The 16,482-nt window shown below is 63.8% G+C and carries 21 protein-coding genes; all 21 read left to right on the top strand.

Features of this window, described 5'->3' with window-relative positions; genetic code table 11:
* Window positions 1-3 precede the first annotated feature (3 nt).
* Window positions 4-954 (top strand): hypothetical protein, encoded by a 951-nt coding sequence (locus L286_RS47005; protein WP_021224174.1) that lies wholly within the window; start codon window positions 4-6, stop codon window positions 952-954.
* Window positions 954-1,802, top strand: a complete 849-nt coding sequence (locus L286_RS47000) for a phosphoadenosine phosphosulfate reductase family protein (RefSeq protein ID WP_021224173.1) — start codon at window positions 954-956, stop codon at window positions 1,800-1,802. Before L286_RS47005 ends, L286_RS47000 begins: the two co-directional genes overlap by 1 nt.
* Entirely contained in the window at window positions 1,799-2,599 is an 801-nt protein-coding gene (locus L286_RS46995; protein WP_021224172.1) for a hypothetical protein, read from the top strand. Before L286_RS47000 ends, L286_RS46995 begins: the two co-directional genes overlap by 4 nt.
* Window positions 2,583-3,302, top strand: a complete 720-nt coding sequence (locus tag L286_RS46990; RefSeq protein WP_021224171.1) for a hypothetical protein — start codon at window positions 2,583-2,585, stop codon at window positions 3,300-3,302. The genes L286_RS46995 and L286_RS46990 overlap by 17 nt, the downstream gene beginning before the upstream one ends.
* Window positions 3,303-3,450: 148 nt before the next feature.
* Window positions 3,451-3,612 carry a hypothetical protein gene (locus L286_RS49115; protein WP_193746253.1) on the top strand — a complete coding sequence of 54 codons (162 nt, stop codon included), beginning with the start codon at window positions 3,451-3,453 and terminating at the stop codon, window positions 3,610-3,612.
* Window positions 3,612-5,477 (top strand): DNA cytosine methyltransferase, encoded by a 1,866-nt coding sequence (locus L286_RS46980; protein ID WP_021224169.1) that lies wholly within the window; start codon window positions 3,612-3,614, stop codon window positions 5,475-5,477. Before L286_RS49115 ends, L286_RS46980 begins: the two co-directional genes overlap by 1 nt.
* Window positions 5,477-6,124 (top strand): hypothetical protein, encoded by a 648-nt coding sequence (locus L286_RS46975; RefSeq protein ID WP_021224168.1) that lies wholly within the window; start codon window positions 5,477-5,479, stop codon window positions 6,122-6,124. Before L286_RS46980 ends, L286_RS46975 begins: the two co-directional genes overlap by 1 nt.
* A complete protein-coding gene (locus L286_RS46970) occupies window positions 6,124-6,312 on the top strand; it encodes a hypothetical protein (RefSeq protein ID WP_021224167.1) in 189 nt (62 codons plus the stop codon). Before L286_RS46975 ends, L286_RS46970 begins: the two co-directional genes overlap by 1 nt.
* A 2-nt stretch (window positions 6,313-6,314) precedes the next feature.
* A complete protein-coding gene (locus tag L286_RS46965) occupies window positions 6,315-6,968 on the top strand; it encodes a hypothetical protein (protein WP_021224166.1) in 654 nt (217 codons plus the stop codon).
* A gap of 220 nt (window positions 6,969-7,188) precedes the next feature.
* On the top strand, window positions 7,189-7,710 hold the full coding sequence (locus L286_RS46960; protein ID WP_021224165.1) for a hypothetical protein: 522 nt from the start codon (window positions 7,189-7,191) through the stop codon (window positions 7,708-7,710).
* Complete coding sequence (locus L286_RS46955) at window positions 7,697-9,898, top strand: terminase gpA endonuclease subunit (RefSeq protein WP_021224164.1); 2,202 nt, start codon at window positions 7,697-7,699, stop codon at window positions 9,896-9,898. Before L286_RS46960 ends, L286_RS46955 begins: the two co-directional genes overlap by 14 nt.
* A 3-nt stretch (window positions 9,899-9,901) precedes the next feature.
* Window positions 9,902-10,138: a head-tail joining protein gene (gene gpW, locus L286_RS46950; RefSeq protein ID WP_021224163.1), complete on the top strand. Its 237-nt coding sequence runs from the start codon at window positions 9,902-9,904 to the stop codon at window positions 10,136-10,138.
* Window positions 10,139-10,191: 53 nt separating this feature from the next.
* Entirely contained in the window at window positions 10,192-11,838 is a 1,647-nt protein-coding gene (locus L286_RS46945; RefSeq protein ID WP_238559357.1) for a phage portal protein, read from the top strand.
* Window positions 11,835-12,734, top strand: a complete 900-nt coding sequence (locus L286_RS46940; protein WP_021224161.1) for a S49 family peptidase — start codon at window positions 11,835-11,837, stop codon at window positions 12,732-12,734. The genes L286_RS46945 and L286_RS46940 overlap by 4 nt, the downstream gene beginning before the upstream one ends.
* A gap of 23 nt (window positions 12,735-12,757) precedes the next feature.
* Complete coding sequence (locus tag L286_RS46935; protein ID WP_021224160.1) at window positions 12,758-13,249, top strand: hypothetical protein; 492 nt, start codon at window positions 12,758-12,760, stop codon at window positions 13,247-13,249.
* A gap of 34 nt (window positions 13,250-13,283) precedes the next feature.
* Window positions 13,284-13,946, top strand: a complete 663-nt coding sequence (locus L286_RS46930) for a head decoration protein (RefSeq protein WP_021224159.1) — start codon at window positions 13,284-13,286, stop codon at window positions 13,944-13,946.
* 84 nt (window positions 13,947-14,030) lie between these two features.
* A complete protein-coding gene (locus tag L286_RS46925; RefSeq protein ID WP_021224158.1) occupies window positions 14,031-15,047 on the top strand; it encodes a major capsid protein in 1,017 nt (338 codons plus the stop codon).
* 62 nt (window positions 15,048-15,109) lie between these two features.
* The gene (locus tag L286_RS46920; protein WP_021224157.1) at window positions 15,110-15,481 is read left to right on the top strand and encodes a hypothetical protein; all 372 of its coding nucleotides are present in this window, start codon (window positions 15,110-15,112) and stop codon (window positions 15,479-15,481) included.
* Window positions 15,481-15,822: a hypothetical protein gene (locus L286_RS46915; protein ID WP_021224156.1), complete on the top strand. Its 342-nt coding sequence runs from the start codon at window positions 15,481-15,483 to the stop codon at window positions 15,820-15,822. The genes L286_RS46920 and L286_RS46915 overlap by 1 nt, the downstream gene beginning before the upstream one ends.
* On the top strand, window positions 15,815-16,291 hold the full coding sequence (locus L286_RS46910; protein WP_021224155.1) for a hypothetical protein: 477 nt from the start codon (window positions 15,815-15,817) through the stop codon (window positions 16,289-16,291). The genes L286_RS46915 and L286_RS46910 overlap by 8 nt, the downstream gene beginning before the upstream one ends.
* Before the next feature lie 18 nt (window positions 16,292-16,309).
* Window positions 16,310-16,480 (top strand): hypothetical protein, encoded by a 171-nt coding sequence (locus tag L286_RS49110; RefSeq protein WP_021224154.1) that lies wholly within the window; start codon window positions 16,310-16,312, stop codon window positions 16,478-16,480.
* The last annotated feature ends 2 nt before the right edge of the window (window positions 16,481-16,482 follow it).

Raw genomic sequence — 16,482 nt, 5'->3', positions numbered from 1 at the left:
TCCATGCCCGCCAACCTCCAGCATCGCGTCGCCGTCTTCAACGCTCTCCGGTCCCGTGCCGTCGAGAAGCGACCCGGCCTTTCCCGCAACGCGCTCATGACAGCCTGCAACATCGATGACGATGAGGTGCTGGACGATGCCCTGCACCAGTTGGAAGGCAGCGACCATATCCGCGTCGACATGTGGGGGAAATATCCCGCCGTCGTGGTGCTGAAGGCCAAGTGGAGGAACGGCGAGGCGGTCTTCTGGCCTGTTCCCGCCAGTGATCCGACGCCCGTGCCGGCCGCGCCCAAGCACGACGCGGTGCCGACAAAGGCCGTCGAGCCGGTCAAGATGCCGCCGTACAAGTTTCAGACCCCTGAGCATGGCAGCGGGTCAGCGTCGCATCCAACGGCATCTGCGCCTGCGTCGACACCCCCTCCGCCGCCTGAAATGCCGGTCGCCCCCGTCGAGGCCGCGGTGCGCATGAAACTCTCCGCCCCCAAGCGCAGCAACAACATCGGCTTCAACCTGACAAATCCCGCAGACGTCGCCTGGTTGAGCGACCTGTATGGTAGAGCGTCAAGGCCGGGCGAATCCTATGCTGCCTTCTGCCGCGGCATATTCCTGCAGGCGCTGGACCAGATCCGCGCCGATGCTGAGGCCCCCGTGCTGGTGCTGAAGCCTGCCCGCGGCCAATCCAATCTGGTCAGCTTCACCCTGACCGACAGCGAAATGGACGCCCTGCTGGAAGCGCTCGACGTCCATCCCCACCCCATCAGGCTGGATGCATTCGCCAAGCTGCTCTGCGTGACGGAACTGGACCGGCTGGCATCAGCGGACGCGCCCAGGCATCGATTGTCGGCGGAGGTGATGCGGGCGGCGCGCGAAGAGGGCGTTCCCCTGGGTGAGTTCGTCACGCGGATGGTCAGCGTCGGGATGCAGGCGCGCGAGATGAACCGGCGGGGCCTTTGATGGGCAATCCCTATCTCATCGAAGGTCCGGCGCTGATTTCGTTCAGCGGTGGGCGCACGTCGGCCTATATGCTGTGGCACATCCTGGACGCCCACGGGGGCGCGCTTCCCGATGATGTCCACGTCTGCTTCGCCAACACCGGAAAGGAGCGGGAAGAGACACTACGCTTTGTGCATGAGTGCGCCACGCGCTGGGCTGTCCGCGTCCATTGGCTGGAGTTTCGCTCTCGGAAAACCAGTCTTGCGATCGAGGATAGGTTTGAAGAAGTCGGCTTCAACAGCGCGAGTCGATCGGGCGAGCCGTTCGAAACGTTGATCCGCGACAAGCAGTATACTCCGAACGCGGTGGCGCGCTGGTGCACGCAAGAATTAAAGGTCCGCGTCCTCAAGTGGTACATGCTGTCGTTGGGTTATGACGCATGGGCCAATGTCGTAGGCATCCGTGCTGATGAGCCGTCTCGCATCGAGCGCGGGCAGCGGCCGAACAAAGAGCGTTGGCACAATTTGCATCCTCTCAATGAAGCTGGCGTCACCAACCGCGACGTCCGCACTTTCTGGGCTGCTCAGGACTTCGACCTTCAGCTTCTGCCATTCGAAGGCAACTGCGACGGCTGTTTTCTGAAGGCGCGGCCGAAACTCTGGGAGGTCGAGCGCACGAAGCCGGGAACTCTCCAGTGGTGGGCGGACATGGAAGTCGTTGGTAAGGGGCGCTTCGTTACCGAATACAGCTACGCTGAACTGATCCGCGATGTCCGTCGCCAACCTGATCTATTCGCGGGCGGCCTGTTCGACGGCGACCCGGACATGGATGCCGAATGCGGTCTTTGGTGCGACGGTGGCGCCGCGTGAGCGATGGCGGCTTCTACCTCATGCCCCGCAATTGGCAGGACTATCCCATGTTCGGACGGGAGCCTTTCTCGCGCCGTGACGCATGGGTCTGGCTGATGGAGAATGCCGCCTACACAGACCGCTCGATCGACGTCGCTGGGAAGACCGTGGCCATCAAGCGCGGTCAACTTTCCTACTCGTTGCGCTTCATGGCGAAGGCTTGGGATTGGGACGAGGCGAAGGTTCGCCGCTTCCTGTCTCGTGCGCAGAAAGATCAATTTATCGACGCACGTACCGACGCAGGGCAAACCATCATAACTATCTGCGATTACGACAAAATTCAGCGCTTCGGAAATCAGACCGACGCACCTGCCGACGCAGGAGCGACGCAGGAACGACGCGGCAGCGACGCAAATAATAAGCAAGGAAAACAAGGGAAACAAACTCCAGAACCTGACGGTTCTGGCGCCGCGCCAGCGCAACCCGCTGCCAGTGATTTGTTCGGAGATCGTCCTGACGATCCGCTGCCTGACCCGCAGACGATCATGTTCAACGCCGGGAAGAAGCTGCTGTCGGAGGCTGGCGTGCCCCCTGCCCGCGCCGGGCCGATGCTGGGGCGCTGGCGACGCGATTATGGCGCTGAAGCCGTCATCGCAGCCCTGAGCAGGGCGAAACGTGAAGGGGCCATCGAGCCTGTGTCTTTCATCGAAGGATGCCTGAAAAATGGGACAAGAAATCGCAATTCAGGGTTCGGCCAGCATAGCTCTGACTTCCGCGACCCCGTTCTCTCTGACCTCGCTTTTGGCCAACGTTCCTGACTGGCTGGGTCGCGACCTGTTCGAAAATGGGCCGTTCGCCCTGCCGGCAACCATCCCCGCCGATGGCCCGCGCCAGCTTCGCGAGGTCGCCCAGCGGTTCCGCGACAGCCTGGCGGAGCGCGCGGTCCGGGAAACGGTAGGCCATTGCGAAGAGAAGGATGAGCGCACCGGAGAGAAGCGCATCGTGCCCATCATCTCCGACCCGCTCGACCAGATCCTTGGTGAACTGCGCCTGCGCACCACGACGCGGAACGAAAGCCAGGATGAAGCCCGCGCCCGCTTCCGCATCCTGCGCGACGACTGCCGCCCCCATTGCCTGGAGGCGGTGCGCGAAGCGGCAATGGCCTATGCCAAGCAGAACAAGTTTTTCCCGGCCGGCATCGGGGAACTGCTCCCCTACATCCGGATGGCCGAAGGGCAGCGAGAGCGGACCATGAACCGCCTGCTGGATGCCGCCAGGCGCGCCGAAGAGGAACTGGCGGAGCGCAAGCGCATCGCGGATGACCCGGTGGATCCGGCGGAGGTGACGGCCCTGTTGAATGAGATGGCCGCGGTGTCCGGGCACAAGGTCAACCAGGGCGCGAAGAAGGACTATTCGAACCTTCGGATGCCGACGGCCAATGAACTGGCGGCCTTGGCAGCAGAAGTGAACATCGGCAGTCCAGCGCCCATCCCTGAGCAGTCGAGCGAGGGCGAGGCATGATCCCGACCGCTGAGCAGATTGAGGCTGCCCGGACGCCGAACGGCGGCTGGACGCGGGAAACCCTCGCATCTTGGGGAATAAGCTGGCCGCCACCGAATGGTTGGAAGCGCCGGTTACTGTCGGCCTCCGCGAACAAGGGCCGCCCTGCATGACCAAGCGCATCATCGAAATCGAATGCCTCTGCGGCGCTCGCGAACCCGACACTGGTCAGGCGCTCCCGACGCGCTGCTGGTCCTGCGGAAAGCCCACCATGGGAATGTTTAACGGAACCCGGCGCGTCGAGCGGCCGGCGGAAGGGGAATTGCTGTAATGTTTCAAGGTCTCTTCATCGACGGCTTCGCAGGTGGCGGCGGAGCAAGCACCGGAATCGCCCAGGCCATCGGTCGCGACGTCGATCACGCCATCAACCACAGTGAAACGGCCATCGCGATCCACAAGGCCAACCACCCCGGCGCGGTTCATCATTGCACCGATATTCGGATGCCCATGCTGCCGCAGACGATCACAAAGGGGCAGCCGGTCGCGGGCGCCTGGTTCTCTCCCGACTGTAAGGAGTTCAGCAAGGCCAAGGGCGGTCCAGTCAAGGATCGCAGCATCCGCGCGCTTTGCTGGGAGGTGGTGGCTTGGCTGAAGGACGTCCGACCGACCTGCGGCTATCTCGAAAACGTTGAAGAGTTCGAATATGCCGCGCCGCTGGACGAGGAAGGACACCCGCTGAAAGGGCAGGAGGGCCGCGAGTTCAAGCGCTTCGTGAAGGCCATCCGCGCGCTCGGCTACAAGGTGGATTGGAAGATCCTGCGGGCCTGTGACTATGGCGCGCCGACCAGCCGCAAGCGCCTCTATATGATCATGCGCTGCGATGGCTTGCCGATCGTCTGGCCGAAGCCGACGCATCGGCATCCCGACTCGCCCAGCGTGAGGAGCGGCAAATTGCTGCCCTATCGCACGGCGGCGGAGATCATTGACTGGAGCATCCCCTGCCCGTCGATATTCGACAGGAAGAAGGATCTGGCGGAGGCCAGCAACCGCCGGGTCGCGCATGGCGTGATGCGCTATGTCGTGAATGCGGCAAAGCCTTTCATTGTCGGCATCGCGTTCACGAACACCAGGGCATCGCGCGTATTCGATCCACAGGATCCGGTTCGCACGATCACGACGCAGCCTGAATATGGGGTGGTCGATGCGATCCTTGCGCCGCACATCATGACTAACCGCAATTCGCAAAAGCCTTTCAACGGCGCGGACGAGCCGACGCACACCATCACCGCGGGCGGCGCGCACCTCAACGTGGTGCAGGCGGCGCTCGTCTCCTACGGCCAGCATGGAGGTCGCAATCGTCCGGCGAGCGAGCCGCATCATACCGTGGCCGCATCGAAGAAGGATACCAATGGCGTCATCGGCGCGACGCTGATCGGGGTTGGCGGTCGCAGAGGACAAAGCCCTCCAATGCCCATGGACGGGCCATATCCAACCACGACCGCCAAGGCGGATGCGGCCATCGTCACCGCCTTCCTCTCCAGCTTCTACGGCAGCGACAAGAAGGGCAGCGGGGGCCGGCCTGAACGGCCGCTGCGGACCGCGCGTGCCGGCGGGCAGCATCACGCGATCGTGACAGCCCATATCGAGCAGGCGAACGGCGGGCCACGCAACACCAGGTCAGCAGGGCGCGCCGCCGATCGCCCGCTGTCGACGGCCACCACATCGGGATCGCAGCAGCGGATCGTGCAGACGACGCTGATCGAAGAGGGCGCGTTGCCGCCGGAGATGATGGACCGCGCCATGAAGGTCGCCGCGTTCTTGGTCAAATATTACGCCACGGGCGGGGAGAATGAGACGTCGCAGATCCAGCCGGTAGATCGTCCGCTGGACACCATCACGACCAAGGCCCGCTTCGCTGTCGTCACGGTCACGATCGACGCGATCACCTATGTCATCGTCGACATCGGGCTTCGGATGCTCACGCCGCGCGAACTGGCGCGGGCGCAGGGCTTCCCCGACAGCTACGTCCTCGATCCGGAATGCTGGTATACGACGGAGAAGGGCAACCGCAAATTCGGCCGCCTACCCAAGGCGATGCAGATCAGCGCCGTCGGCAACAGCGTGTGCCCCCCGGTCGCGCGCGCTTTGGTTGCGGCCAATCAACCTGGACTCTCCGAAATGAGGATGGCAGCCTGATGGCCGGTTCCTCCGCCGAACGCGAGATCCGCGACTATGCCGCTGGCCGGCTGCGCGACATGCTCCCGAACAGCCGCATCATCCATGAACTGGTGGTCGGCGGCTGCCGGGCCGACCTCGCCGCGGTCCAGCCCGATCGCGTCACGCTGGTCGAAATCAAGTCCGAGCGGGACAAGCTGGACAGGCTGGCCCGTCAGGTCGACCACTTCACCCGCGCCGGGCACGACGTCATCGTGATCGCTCATGAGCGCTGGTTCGATACGACCCCCTATCAGAACGGGGCGCCGCGCTTCTTCCCGTCGGATGAGTTGATGGAAGCGGCGCGCGGCCACACCAGAGCGATTTGGGCGTATCCAGAGGCGCCGGGCCGCTACCTCTATGGCGAGTGGGAGCCGAAGCGCTACTGGTCCGAACAGCCTGAGCCTCACGCCGCCCAGCTTCTCAACCTTATGTGGAAAGAAGAAATGCTGGCGGAGTGCCGGGGCTACGGTCTGAAGGCGACGGCGCGCGACAACATGATGAAGCTGACCCGGCTGATGCAACTGGAACTGACGGGCAAGCAAATCGCGCGGTCCGTCTGCCGCCAGTTGCGCCTGCGCGAGTTTCCAGAGGCCGACGCGCCCATGTCGACGGAGGGGCTTCGCTGATGCGCTCCAGCCTCGCCCGATACGCCTCTGCGATGCGCGATCCCGACCCGCGCGCCCAGCGCGACGCGGCCCAGCAACTCTACGACCACCACGGCATCGTCGTCATTTTCCCGAACGACGTCAGCCGTCTCGACGCCATGTGGATCGAGGCAATCGGGAAGCGCCTTTATGGAAAGCGGGGAAGCTGACGATGAATAAGACCGTGCGAGAAGCAGAGCAGGACCGCGTCGCCGAGATCCTGAGGCGCGACAGAGAGGACGCGGAGCGGGAACGCCGCCGAGCCGTCGCTGAGAAGCAGGTGGAGAGCGGAGAGTTCGCCAACCTGGACGATACGGTCGTGCCGCCGACCCCCGAACTGCTGAAGACAGGTGCGTTCGTGCCTTATACGCCCAAGGGCAATAACGGCACTGTCCGGAGCGTGAGGACGGTGCGGCGGCTGCTCATCAGCCAGATCGCCTATCTCTACAGCCATGGCGTTCTGGATGACGATCTGTTCGCGGCGTGCCGCTGGTACAAGGATCGATGGGATGCCGCGGAGATGGAGCCGTCGGCGCCGGTCTCGTCCTATGGCGAGAGCATCCGAGGCGACCTGGTCTACGGGCACCTGCCGCGCTCGCAATGGGCGGCTGAGGCGCGGTCCGACTTCCGGTTCGCGAACAGCTTTATCCCCATAGAAGTGGTCCACGTTTTTGACGCGATTGTGCTTCATGATCAAACACTTAGAGACGTTTCGAAGATGATACGCCGGGGCGACCGCTACATTAAGGCTGCCCTGCTGGCTGGCGCGCTTGCGCTGCATGGAGGAATTGCTCATCGGCTGGAGATTGAGAGGCGGTTCAGCTAAGCCATTGACATTCCCGACTGACCGAATCATACGGTAATGCAATCTCTTAAAGGCGCGCCCGGAAACGTGGCGCGCTTTTTTATTATCTTTCATCAACTTAGCTGATGCGACTCGGAGGTGCTTCATGGCCCGGCCCAGAGGCGACGCTAGCGATCTCACGCGCCGTCTTGAAGCAGCCCTTAAGGTGGCCAAGCCTCGCGATGTCGTTGACGCAGTGGTGATGTCCAAAATCGCTGGCATGACCTGGCGCAACCTGCTGGTCACCCACATAGAGCCTGACCCAGGCTTTCCCATAAAGCGCCGCGGCGCCGAGGGGATCGCATGGGAATTCCAGGTGGTGAAGGTGCTGAAGCACATGATCCGCAGGGCGCGGGAGCGGATCGCCGCCAACGACGCGGCGGCCCGGCGCATCCACCAGCTTACCAACTTCACGGTTCCGGAAGACCCGGCCGGACCGGTCGGCATCGCGGAACTGAGCAAGCTGGCGGACCTGACCATGCGGGCGCAGGCGATGAAGGAAAAGCAGAGGGGCTATGTGCCGGCGGCGCAGGTCCGCGACTTCCTGACCCGATATAATTCGGCGGTGATCAGCGCCATCCTGGGCGTCTCCCAAACCGTCGATCCCAACGGCGGCATGGACCCGACGGTCCGCGCCCTGGTCGACAATGAGCTTCGGAACGTGGCGGCCCATGTCGGTGATCAGGTCGACATCTTTCTGAGGAATTTGGGTGAGGGTCTATAGCAGGGCGGAACTGTCCGACACGATCGAGCGGATCGCGGCCGACGGCTTCTGCGCCGACATTGCGGAGATCGCGCGGGACGCCCAGTCGCATCTCATCCCGCCCCAGGACATCGGGACCATCGAATGCGCGGAGACGTCGCGCTATTTCCGGTCGCCCAAGGGGGACAAGAAGTTCCTCTGGAACCGCAGCCAGACGCCCTACCTGATCGGCCCGGCGAAATTCGGCCTGGACGACGACACCTGCCGCGAAGTGATCATGCCCAAGCCGGGCCGGTCCGGCGGGACGGCGATCTTCGAATGCTATGAGCATAAGCTGATGAAGCACGGGCCGATGCCCGACATGCTCATCTATCTGGGTTCGGATAGCGAGGTCGACAGCTATTGCGACAAGGGGTTCAAATACCTCTTCGAGGATCACCCCGACATCGCTGCCAAGATCGGACCGGACCGCAGCGACAACAAGCTGAAGGCGAAGAAGGTCGCGGGCCGGTCGGTAGAGGTGCTTCAAGCCAACAGCAAGACCATTACGGCCCGTCAGGCCGGATGGATGCGGGTCGATGAGATTGACACTTTCCAGCCCAAGCTGGCGGCCAGCTTCCTGGAGCAGTCACGCATCCGCGGACGGCAGTTGGGTTCGCATCGCAAGGTCGGGATCACGTCTCACCCGGACCTGGGCTGGGCGAGCGGAGTGGCGCAGGCGTGGACGCTGTCGAGCAAGGGCATCTACATCATGCAGTGCCCCAACTGCGGCGGGCACGCATCGCCCTACCCCACCAAATTCTGGCCCGACGTGCCCCGCTTCCGGCTGGTGTACGAGAAGATGCCGGAGGGTGCGGCCTGGCCACTGTCCAAACGCCTGAAGGTTGCCGAACAGACGGCCGCGATGCAGTGCCCGCACTGCCTGACCGGCCTGGACGACAAGCAGAGGTTCGCCATGGTGGACGATGCAGCCGCCGGCCCCGGCAACGGCTGGATGCACGAAGGCCAGACGCTCGACATTGAGGCGGGCATCATTGGCGAGCCAGACGAAAACCCGGCGCGCGGCTTCTGGATTCACGGACTGATGGTAAAGGCCATCACCAACGCCGAACTGGCGCGGGATCTGGAGGGCGCCAACGCCCACTACCAGTCGACGCGCAAGGTGGACAAGCTGAGGCAGGTGCTGGCCAAGGTCTTCGCCGAGATATTCGAGGGCGCGGGCGCCGGGCAGGATCTGGACAGCGCCGGGTTGCAGAAGCGCGCCAGGGTGCTGCTGACGGACGAAGCGGTCAATGATGACCTGATCTTCCGCGTCGGCCGCTGCCCGCCGTCGGTGCGCTTCATCACCGCAGCCGTGGACGTGGGGCATGGGAAGTTCGACGTCAGTTTCCGGGGCTGGGATCTGGAATCCCGGTCCTGGTGGATCGACCGCTTCACCATCCGGCAGCGCCGGTGGCCCGACGGTGTGATGCGTGACATTCGCCCGCCCGACCGCATAGAGGATTGGGACGTTCTCTATGAGGTGATCGACCGCCGGTTCCCGATCATCGGGCGGCTGGGCTGGTCGATGCCCGTGGCAGCGGTCTGCATCGACAGCGGCGACGGCAACGTGACGTGGAAGGCCCGCGAGTTCGCGCGTCGATCCATCAGGAACGGACGCTACTGGGGACGGGCCTCCAACCCCTGGCCGAAGGTCCGACTGATCAAGGGAGCGAAATCTTCGACGGCACCGGCGCTCCCGGTGGTGCCCCGCAAGGTGAACAAAGACGAGCATGGGCGGGAAGTGGAGCCGGTCCTCCTGGAATTCGAACTGGGCGTCTTCGGCCTGAAGGAGCAGGCCATCGAACGGCTGGGCGTCACCGACGGCGGACCGGGACAGTGCGAGTTCGCTGACGGTATCGCTGCCAACCACTTCGATGAATATTTCGGCGAGACGCTGGTGGAGGGGAAGTTCGTCCGTAACGGCCCGAACGAGAGCCTTGACCTTTTCGGCTACGAAGAAGCCGGCCGCCAGATGCTCCAGCCGGATCGCAAGGACATCAAATGGGATGAAGGGAAGCTGCCCCCGTGGGCAACCCCCGCCCCCGACAGCTTGGAAGGGGGTGGTCCTGAGGTTGGGGGCGAGGGTCAGAACAAGGCCTTGGCTCGCATGGAAAAACCCAAATCGCTGATCGAACGACTCGACGGCCTCAACTCATATGAGGATTGAGAATTGGCAGACCTGACGCAACTGCAGACATGGCTGGCGGAGGCCGAAGCCGCGCGCCATTTGCTCGCGATGGGTGAGCAGGTCGTGGAAGTCTGGCGGGACGGCCGGCGCATGACATATTCGGAACGCAACCTGTCCGACCTGAACGACTATATCAGCTTCCTCGGAAACGAGATCGACCGGAAGACCAATGAGGCGGCCGGACGGCCGCGCCGCAGCGGCATCGGGGTGACATATTGATGGGGCCGGATGATTATAAGCGGACCTATGGCGACGGGCGGAAGACGCGCGTGATGGCTCTGAGCGGCAACGGACGCGCCTACGACGCGGGGCGTTACGACATTCCCCAGATGGATTCGTGGCAGCCCGGCATCGGGCACCCGGACAACGAGATCAACCCGTCTCGCGACGTCATCGTGGCGCGGGCGCGCGACCTCGCGCGGAACAACCCCAACCTCTCCGGTGCTGTCAACCGGCTGGTGGAAATGGTCGTTGGCCCGAACGTCATGTACGTGCCGCAACCCAATATCGATGTCATGGGCAAGGACGACGATTGGGAAGACGCTTGGGTCACGAACACGGAAGCCTGGTTCGACCTCTGGGCTGAAGATGGCATGAACCGTTGCGACGTCGCCATGCAGATGCAGTTCGGCGCTATGGTAGCCCTCGCCTATCGCCACTGGGTCATCGATGGCGAGGCCTGCGCGGTGGTCAAGATGCTCGACCGCGGCGCCATGTTCCAGACCGCAATCCAATTGATCGACCCTGACCGGCTGAGCAACCCCGACGGCGTGGCGGACGGCATGGTGCCAAATGGTGCCAAGGGCCGGGTCTATGGCGGCGTGGAGGTGAACGCGAGCGGCGCCCCCATCGCCTACCACATCCGCGTCCGGCACCCGGACAACAACAATTTCTATGGCGATGACGGCTATCGTTGGGAGCGGGTGGCCCGCTTCGGTCCAACGGGACGTCCTCAGTTCATTCACGCCTTCCGCGCTGATCGAGCCGAGCAGCGCCGCGGCGTCTCCCGCCTTTCCGCGCTCATCAAACTGGCGAAGGTCAGCGAGAAGCTGACCGGCGCCACACTGGACACCGCTATTCTGGCTAACTTCCTCGCGGTCGGCATCGTCAGCCCGTACCCCACCAGCGATGTCCGTGACGCCCTGGCTCCGACAGGGGCTGAAGACCAGGGTTGGTCGCTGGCACAGCAAGTTGCCTATCGCGAGAAGAACCGCATTCGGCTGGTCGGGCCTCAGGTGAACCATTACCTGCCCGGCGAAGAACCCAAGCTGCTTTCGTCCAACCACCCGAACGACAATTATGTGGACTTCAGCCACGACCTGAAGCGGGAGGGCGCCAGCGCGGTCGGTCTGTCTTATGCCCAGTATAACCAGGACTATGCCGACATCAACTATTCGTCGGGCCGGCTGCAAGGCAACGAGGTCTGGCGAGCGATGCTGCATGAACGCCGGCTGTTCACGCAAATGTTCTGCACGCCCATCAACTCCGCCTGGATGGAAGAGGCGGTGTTGCTGGGCAAGGTGAAGGCGCCCGGCGGCTGGCAGGGCTTCTACAAATGGCGCGCCGCGCTGGTGCAGGCCGATTGGATGGGGCCGGGCCGAGGCACCGGCAACCCGCTTCAGGAAGCGAACGCCAACGACATCGACACCAATGCGCGCCGCACCAACCTCATCCTCACCTGCGCGGAGCAGGGGCTGAAATGGCGCAAGGTGCTGCGCGGCGCGCGCAAGGTCGAAAAGGCCGTGGAGATACTGGGGCTGGACAAGATCGTGCCCATCAAGGCGGTCCAGCCCGAACAGCCGGATCCCGCCGACGATGGCAGCGACGGCGGCGACAAGGCGCGGCAGGGCGACGGGAAATTCGCGGACAAGCGCGGCAAGAGCAAGCAGCCGAAAAAGACGACGGAGGGCGGCCAGTGAGCATTACCCCACTCTGGGCTGATCGCCTGTTCAACCACCCCATCGCCATCGACCGCTTCAAGAATGACGTGCTGGTCGAGATTGCCCAGCTTCGGCTGGCGGGTATCAAGCCGGCCAAGATCACGGCGGCGACACTGGATGCGCCGAACATCTCGGCAATGGCGGATGACGCCAGCCATTATTCGGATGCGGGCCGCAAGCCGTTCCGGTTCCTGAACAACATCGCTGTCATCCCGGTCCGGGGCACGCTGGTGCAGCGCGGCTCCTACATGGATGCCGACTCCGGATTGATCGGCTACGACCGCATCGTCTCGGCGGTGCGCGCCGCCCAGAATGATCCGGACATCAAGGGCGTCTTCTCCCCCTTCCACACCGGCGGGGGCGAGTGCGCCGGCATGTTCGCGGCGGCCGAAGAGATTGCGTCCATGTCGAAGGCGGAGGGCGGCAAGCCCATGTTCGCCTATCTGGACGAGCGCGCCTGTTCCGCCGGCTATGTGCTGGCGTCTGCCTATGACCGCATCATGGGCCGCCGGGAGTGTCAGGGCGGTTCCATAGCCGCCATCATCAACATGCTCGACACCAGCCGGGCCTACGAGAAGGCCGGTTTTCAGCCTATCCAGATCCGCGCCGCTTGGGCTGACCGGAAGGCGCTGGGCGGCGACGGCGTGCCGGTCGATGAGGCAACGCTGGAAATGCTGGGCGCGCTGGTGGACGAAGCCAGCGAGATGATCGTGGAGTTCGTGTCTGCGATGCGCTCGCTCCCCGAAGCTAAGATCAAGGATATGCGCGGAGCCGTCTTCACCGGCAACGAACTGCTGAAGCGCGGCCTGATCGATGACATTTGCTCCGAGCGCGAGGCCTGGGCCTTGCTGGAAGAGGAAATCCGGTCGGCCTGACCGGCAATTGGAAGGAACCCGATATGGCGACCAGTTCGCGCCTCGCGGCGCATCGTGAAGCCGCGCGCGCCGCGGCTGATAGCTCCACCGAAATCACGCCGCCGGCTGTCACCGGAGAGGCAAGTTCTGACCCCGAAAATGAGGAACAGGTAATGACCGAACCGACCACCACCGCCGCGGTTGACATCGCCGCCGCGACGGCTGCCGCCAATACCCGCTGGGCCACCGTGCTGGGCGCCGAACAGGCCGTCGGCCGTGAAGCGACTGCCCGCGCTCTGCTGTCGAAGACGGACATGTCCGCCGAAGACATCATCGCGACCCTCAACGACATTCCGGTGGCGGCTGCCGCCGCCCCGGCTGAAGGTGACGGCGAAGGCGTTGCTGCCGTTCTGGCCGCCATTGCCGCCGCGGGCAACGTCGACCTCGGAACCGACGGCGGCAAGACGACGGCCGAAGCCAACCACGGTTGGAGCGAAATCCATGCTGACATCGACGCCCGCCACGCGCGTCGCTGACCGAACCTGAAATTTCCGGAAAGGATATTGAACCATGACGACTTTGACTGAAGGCGTTTACGCCACCGAGTCGCTTGTCAGCGAAGCCGCTGGCGAGCGCTCGCGCCAGGCCGTGATCGTGAAGTCTGGCCAGAACCTGAAGGCCTGTGCCGTGATCGCCACGCTGGTTTCCGGCACCGCTGTCTCCGCGGCCAAGGCTGGCGGCAACACTGGGAACGGCACCTTCACCGTCGACGCGACGACTCCGCTTCTGGTCGGCGCCAAGCTGGGCGTTTACTCCCTCCGCTGCACTGCCGCCGCCGCGAACAACGGCACGTTCCGGCTGGAAGACCCGGATGGCATCGTGCTGGGCGATATCGTAATGGTAGCGGGCGCCGGTGCGGTCAGCGAGCAGATCAAGGGCGCGCTCGCGGACGGCTCCACCGACTTCGCCGTAGGCGACGGCTTCGACATCACGGTCAGCGTGGTGACGGAAAAGGAGGTCGAATATAATCCTGCCGGGACCGATGGTTCGCAGATCGCCACGGGCATCCTGTACGGCGCGGTGAACGCCACGTCGGCCGACCAGCCTGGCGTCGCCTACAAGCGCGACTGCGAACATAATGCCGACATCGTGGTCTGGAAAACCGGCCTGAACGCCGCCCAAAAGGCCAAGGGCACCGCCGACCTGAAGCGCCGCGGAATCATCCTGCGCTGATCTGAACCCCCGACACGACGCAAGGGCGTCAGGGCTTGGCTCTGGCGCCCTTTTTCGTGCCTTTTCAAGAAGGAATATCGACCCATGTTGACCATGGACGTTTTCAAGCAGGACGCATTCTCGGCCGTATCGCTGACCGAGGCCGTCCGTAAGAAGCAGACCGTGCCGGGCCTGATCGGCGCGCTCGGCCTGTTCACCCCGAAGCCGGTTCGCACCCGCACCGTCGCGGTCGAGACGAAGGGTAACACCCTGAACATCGTGCAGACGAGTGAGCCTGGTTCGCCCCGCACGAAGCGCGGCAACGACAAGGGCGATATCCGCGACCTGCGCACGCGCCGGGTCGAGGAATCCAGCACCATCACCGCCGAGCAGCTTCAGGGCATCCGCGCCTTCGGTTCCGAGACCGAACTGAAGTCGCTCCAGAAGGAGGTTGCCGAGCGTCAGACCAACATCGTGGACGATCTGTCCGCGACGGTCGAACGCCTCCGCCTCTCCTGCGTCAACGGCGTGCTGGTCGATGCGGACGACACCACCATCTACGATTATTACCAGACCTTCGGCATCGCCGCGCCGACGGAAATCGCCTTCGACTGGGCGAGCAAGACGAAGGTCCGCAAGTTCGTTGCCCAGAATGTCAAGCTGCCCATCGTCCGGGCGCTGGGCGGCGTCGCCCCTCCGGGCATGCGCGTCATGGCGCTCTGCGGGGACGATTTCTATTTCGACATGCAGGAAAACAGCGAATATCGCGACACCTTCAAGAACACCAACAACGCCTCCAAGCTTCTGGAGGACACCGTGTTCGACGCGGTCGATGCGTGGGGCGTCACCTGGGTCCATTATCAGGGCACCGACGACAACACCAAGGTCGCGATCAATGCGGCCAAGTGCCGCTTCTTCCCTGCCGGCGTGCGTGGGCTGTTCCAGGAGGCTTTCGCCCCTGCCCCCACCTTCTCGACCGTCAATACGATGGGCCAGGAATGGTACAGCCGCATCGTTGTCGACAAGGACCGCGAGGAATGGGCGGACGTCGAGATGGAATCGCACCGCCTTCCCATCTGCACCCGTCCCGATGCTCTGCTGCAGGGCCGCACCGGCAGCTAACGCGCTGGATCGAATGAAGGCCGTCCCTTGAAGGGCGGCCTTCGCTTGAAGGGAACGACAACATGAAAACGATCCAATGCAGGGCGCTGAAGGCCTTTACTCAGTTCATTGCCGGCTACGGTCAGGTGCATGGCGATCCGGGCAGTTCCGATGAAAAGGCACGCCTCCCCATGGTCCCGGAGGACGCTGTGGCCATGCTGATAGAGGCTGGAAAGATCGAGGTCGAGGGCCTCGCCATCACGACTTCCGCCTTCACCATGACCGCCATTCCCGGCGGGCGCTTCAAGGTCGAGGGACCGGGGATCGAACCTGCAAAGATCATCAAGGGCAAGGCAAACGCCGAGCAATATCTGATGATGGCGGAGCAGGCCCATCTCCAAGCCGAGATGCTGGCGTCGATGAGTTCCACCCCTAATCTGGCACCGCCGATCTGATGCCCGCCCCCGACCTGGAGAGCCTGACCCCCGGTCTGTTCTCCGCCGTCGACGCAATGTTGGGCGACACCATCAGCGTGGTGCCGCCCAACGGCGCGCCGATGACCATCAAGGCGCATGTCAGTCACCGCGACAAGACGCGCGTCCTGGATTTTTCGGCCGCCACGGCGCAGGACATCCTTATCGACCTGGGCAAGGAACTGGTGCCGGGCAAGCCCATCGCCACCTGGCGCATTGCATTGCCCCGCCTGCCGGGCCGCGTCTTTTCCCCCAAGGAAGTGAACACCGACGACAGCGGGTTCCGGTGGGAATTCGGCCTGAGGGAGGAACCCAATGGCTGAGGCGGCGGTGCGCAAGGTGCAGGCCGCCATGATCGCCGCCATCGCGGTCGAGGTCGCGGCGGCGGGGCGCGCGCTTCACGCCTTTCCGGATCGCACCGCGGCCGAACCGCTGAGCGAGGGCGAATGGCCCGGCTATATGATCCGCTATGAGGTGAAGTTCGGCCTGGCGCCCGACGGCGGGCAATATTTCAACCAGGCCACCTTCACCTTCGAATGCCAGAGCGGCAACACCGTTGACGGCTCGTTCGACAAGATCAACCAGCAGAGCATCACCGACATCAGCAACGCGCTGCAAGCCGACGCTTCGCTGGGCGGCCTGCTGGAGGACATCCAGCCCATCGGTTCCGACGTCACGCAATCGGAATCCTCCGACGTCGGCAGCGCCGTGCTGCAAGTCGTCGCCAGCTATTACACGCTGATCCACGATCATTCGACCATCGTCGGCGTCGGCGGCCAGCTTTTCCCTTAACCACCCGGAGAAACGACCATGGCTGATACGCCAAGCGCGCCGCCGTTGCCCGACGGCAGCGTGGATTTCAACGCGCTCCACGACGCCGCCCGCAAGGGCAAGGATTTGGACAAGGCCCTGGAGCAGGCCCGCTTCGTCCGTCCCGAACTGCAGGCCGATGCGCCGCCTGCCCCCGCCAAGGAGGATTGATC

The organism is Sphingobium sp. HDIP04, from assembly GCF_000445085.1.
Classification (GTDB): Bacteria; Pseudomonadota; Alphaproteobacteria; order Sphingomonadales; family Sphingomonadaceae; genus Sphingobium; species Sphingobium indicum.
Note: the sequence above shows the minus strand (reverse complement) of the source record. Positions and strands in the feature narration are given on the sequence as shown.

Excerpts from the sequence above, each read along its gene's own strand:
- L286_RS47005 (WP_021224174.1), top strand. The coding sequence starts at position 4 with ATGCCCGCCAACCTCCAGCATCGCGTCGCCGTCTTCAACGCTCTCCGG.
- L286_RS47000 (WP_021224173.1), top strand. The coding sequence starts at position 954 with ATGGGCAATCCCTATCTCATCGAAGGTCCGGCGCTGATTTCGTTCAGC.
- L286_RS49115 (WP_193746253.1), top strand. The coding sequence starts at position 3,451 with ATGACCAAGCGCATCATCGAAATCGAATGCCTCTGCGGCGCTCGCGAA.
- L286_RS46980 (WP_021224169.1), top strand. The coding sequence starts at position 3,612 with ATGTTTCAAGGTCTCTTCATCGACGGCTTCGCAGGTGGCGGCGGAGCA.
- L286_RS46975 (WP_021224168.1), top strand. The coding sequence starts at position 5,477 with ATGGCCGGTTCCTCCGCCGAACGCGAGATCCGCGACTATGCCGCTGGC.
- L286_RS46970 (WP_021224167.1), top strand. The coding sequence starts at position 6,124 with ATGCGCTCCAGCCTCGCCCGATACGCCTCTGCGATGCGCGATCCCGAC.
- L286_RS46965 (WP_021224166.1), top strand. The coding sequence starts at position 6,315 with ATGAATAAGACCGTGCGAGAAGCAGAGCAGGACCGCGTCGCCGAGATC.
- L286_RS46960 (WP_021224165.1), top strand. The coding sequence starts at position 7,189 with ATGTCCAAAATCGCTGGCATGACCTGGCGCAACCTGCTGGTCACCCAC.
- L286_RS46945 (WP_238559357.1), top strand. The coding sequence starts at position 10,192 with ATGGCTCTGAGCGGCAACGGACGCGCCTACGACGCGGGGCGTTACGAC.
- L286_RS46935 (WP_021224160.1), top strand. The coding sequence starts at position 12,758 with ATGGCGACCAGTTCGCGCCTCGCGGCGCATCGTGAAGCCGCGCGCGCC.
- L286_RS46930 (WP_021224159.1), top strand. The coding sequence starts at position 13,284 with ATGACGACTTTGACTGAAGGCGTTTACGCCACCGAGTCGCTTGTCAGC.
- L286_RS46925 (WP_021224158.1), top strand. The coding sequence starts at position 14,031 with ATGTTGACCATGGACGTTTTCAAGCAGGACGCATTCTCGGCCGTATCG.
- L286_RS46920 (WP_021224157.1), top strand. The coding sequence starts at position 15,110 with ATGAAAACGATCCAATGCAGGGCGCTGAAGGCCTTTACTCAGTTCATT.
- L286_RS46915 (WP_021224156.1), top strand. The coding sequence starts at position 15,481 with ATGCCCGCCCCCGACCTGGAGAGCCTGACCCCCGGTCTGTTCTCCGCC.
- L286_RS46910 (WP_021224155.1), top strand. The coding sequence starts at position 15,815 with ATGGCTGAGGCGGCGGTGCGCAAGGTGCAGGCCGCCATGATCGCCGCC.
- L286_RS49110 (WP_021224154.1), top strand. The coding sequence starts at position 16,310 with ATGGCTGATACGCCAAGCGCGCCGCCGTTGCCCGACGGCAGCGTGGAT.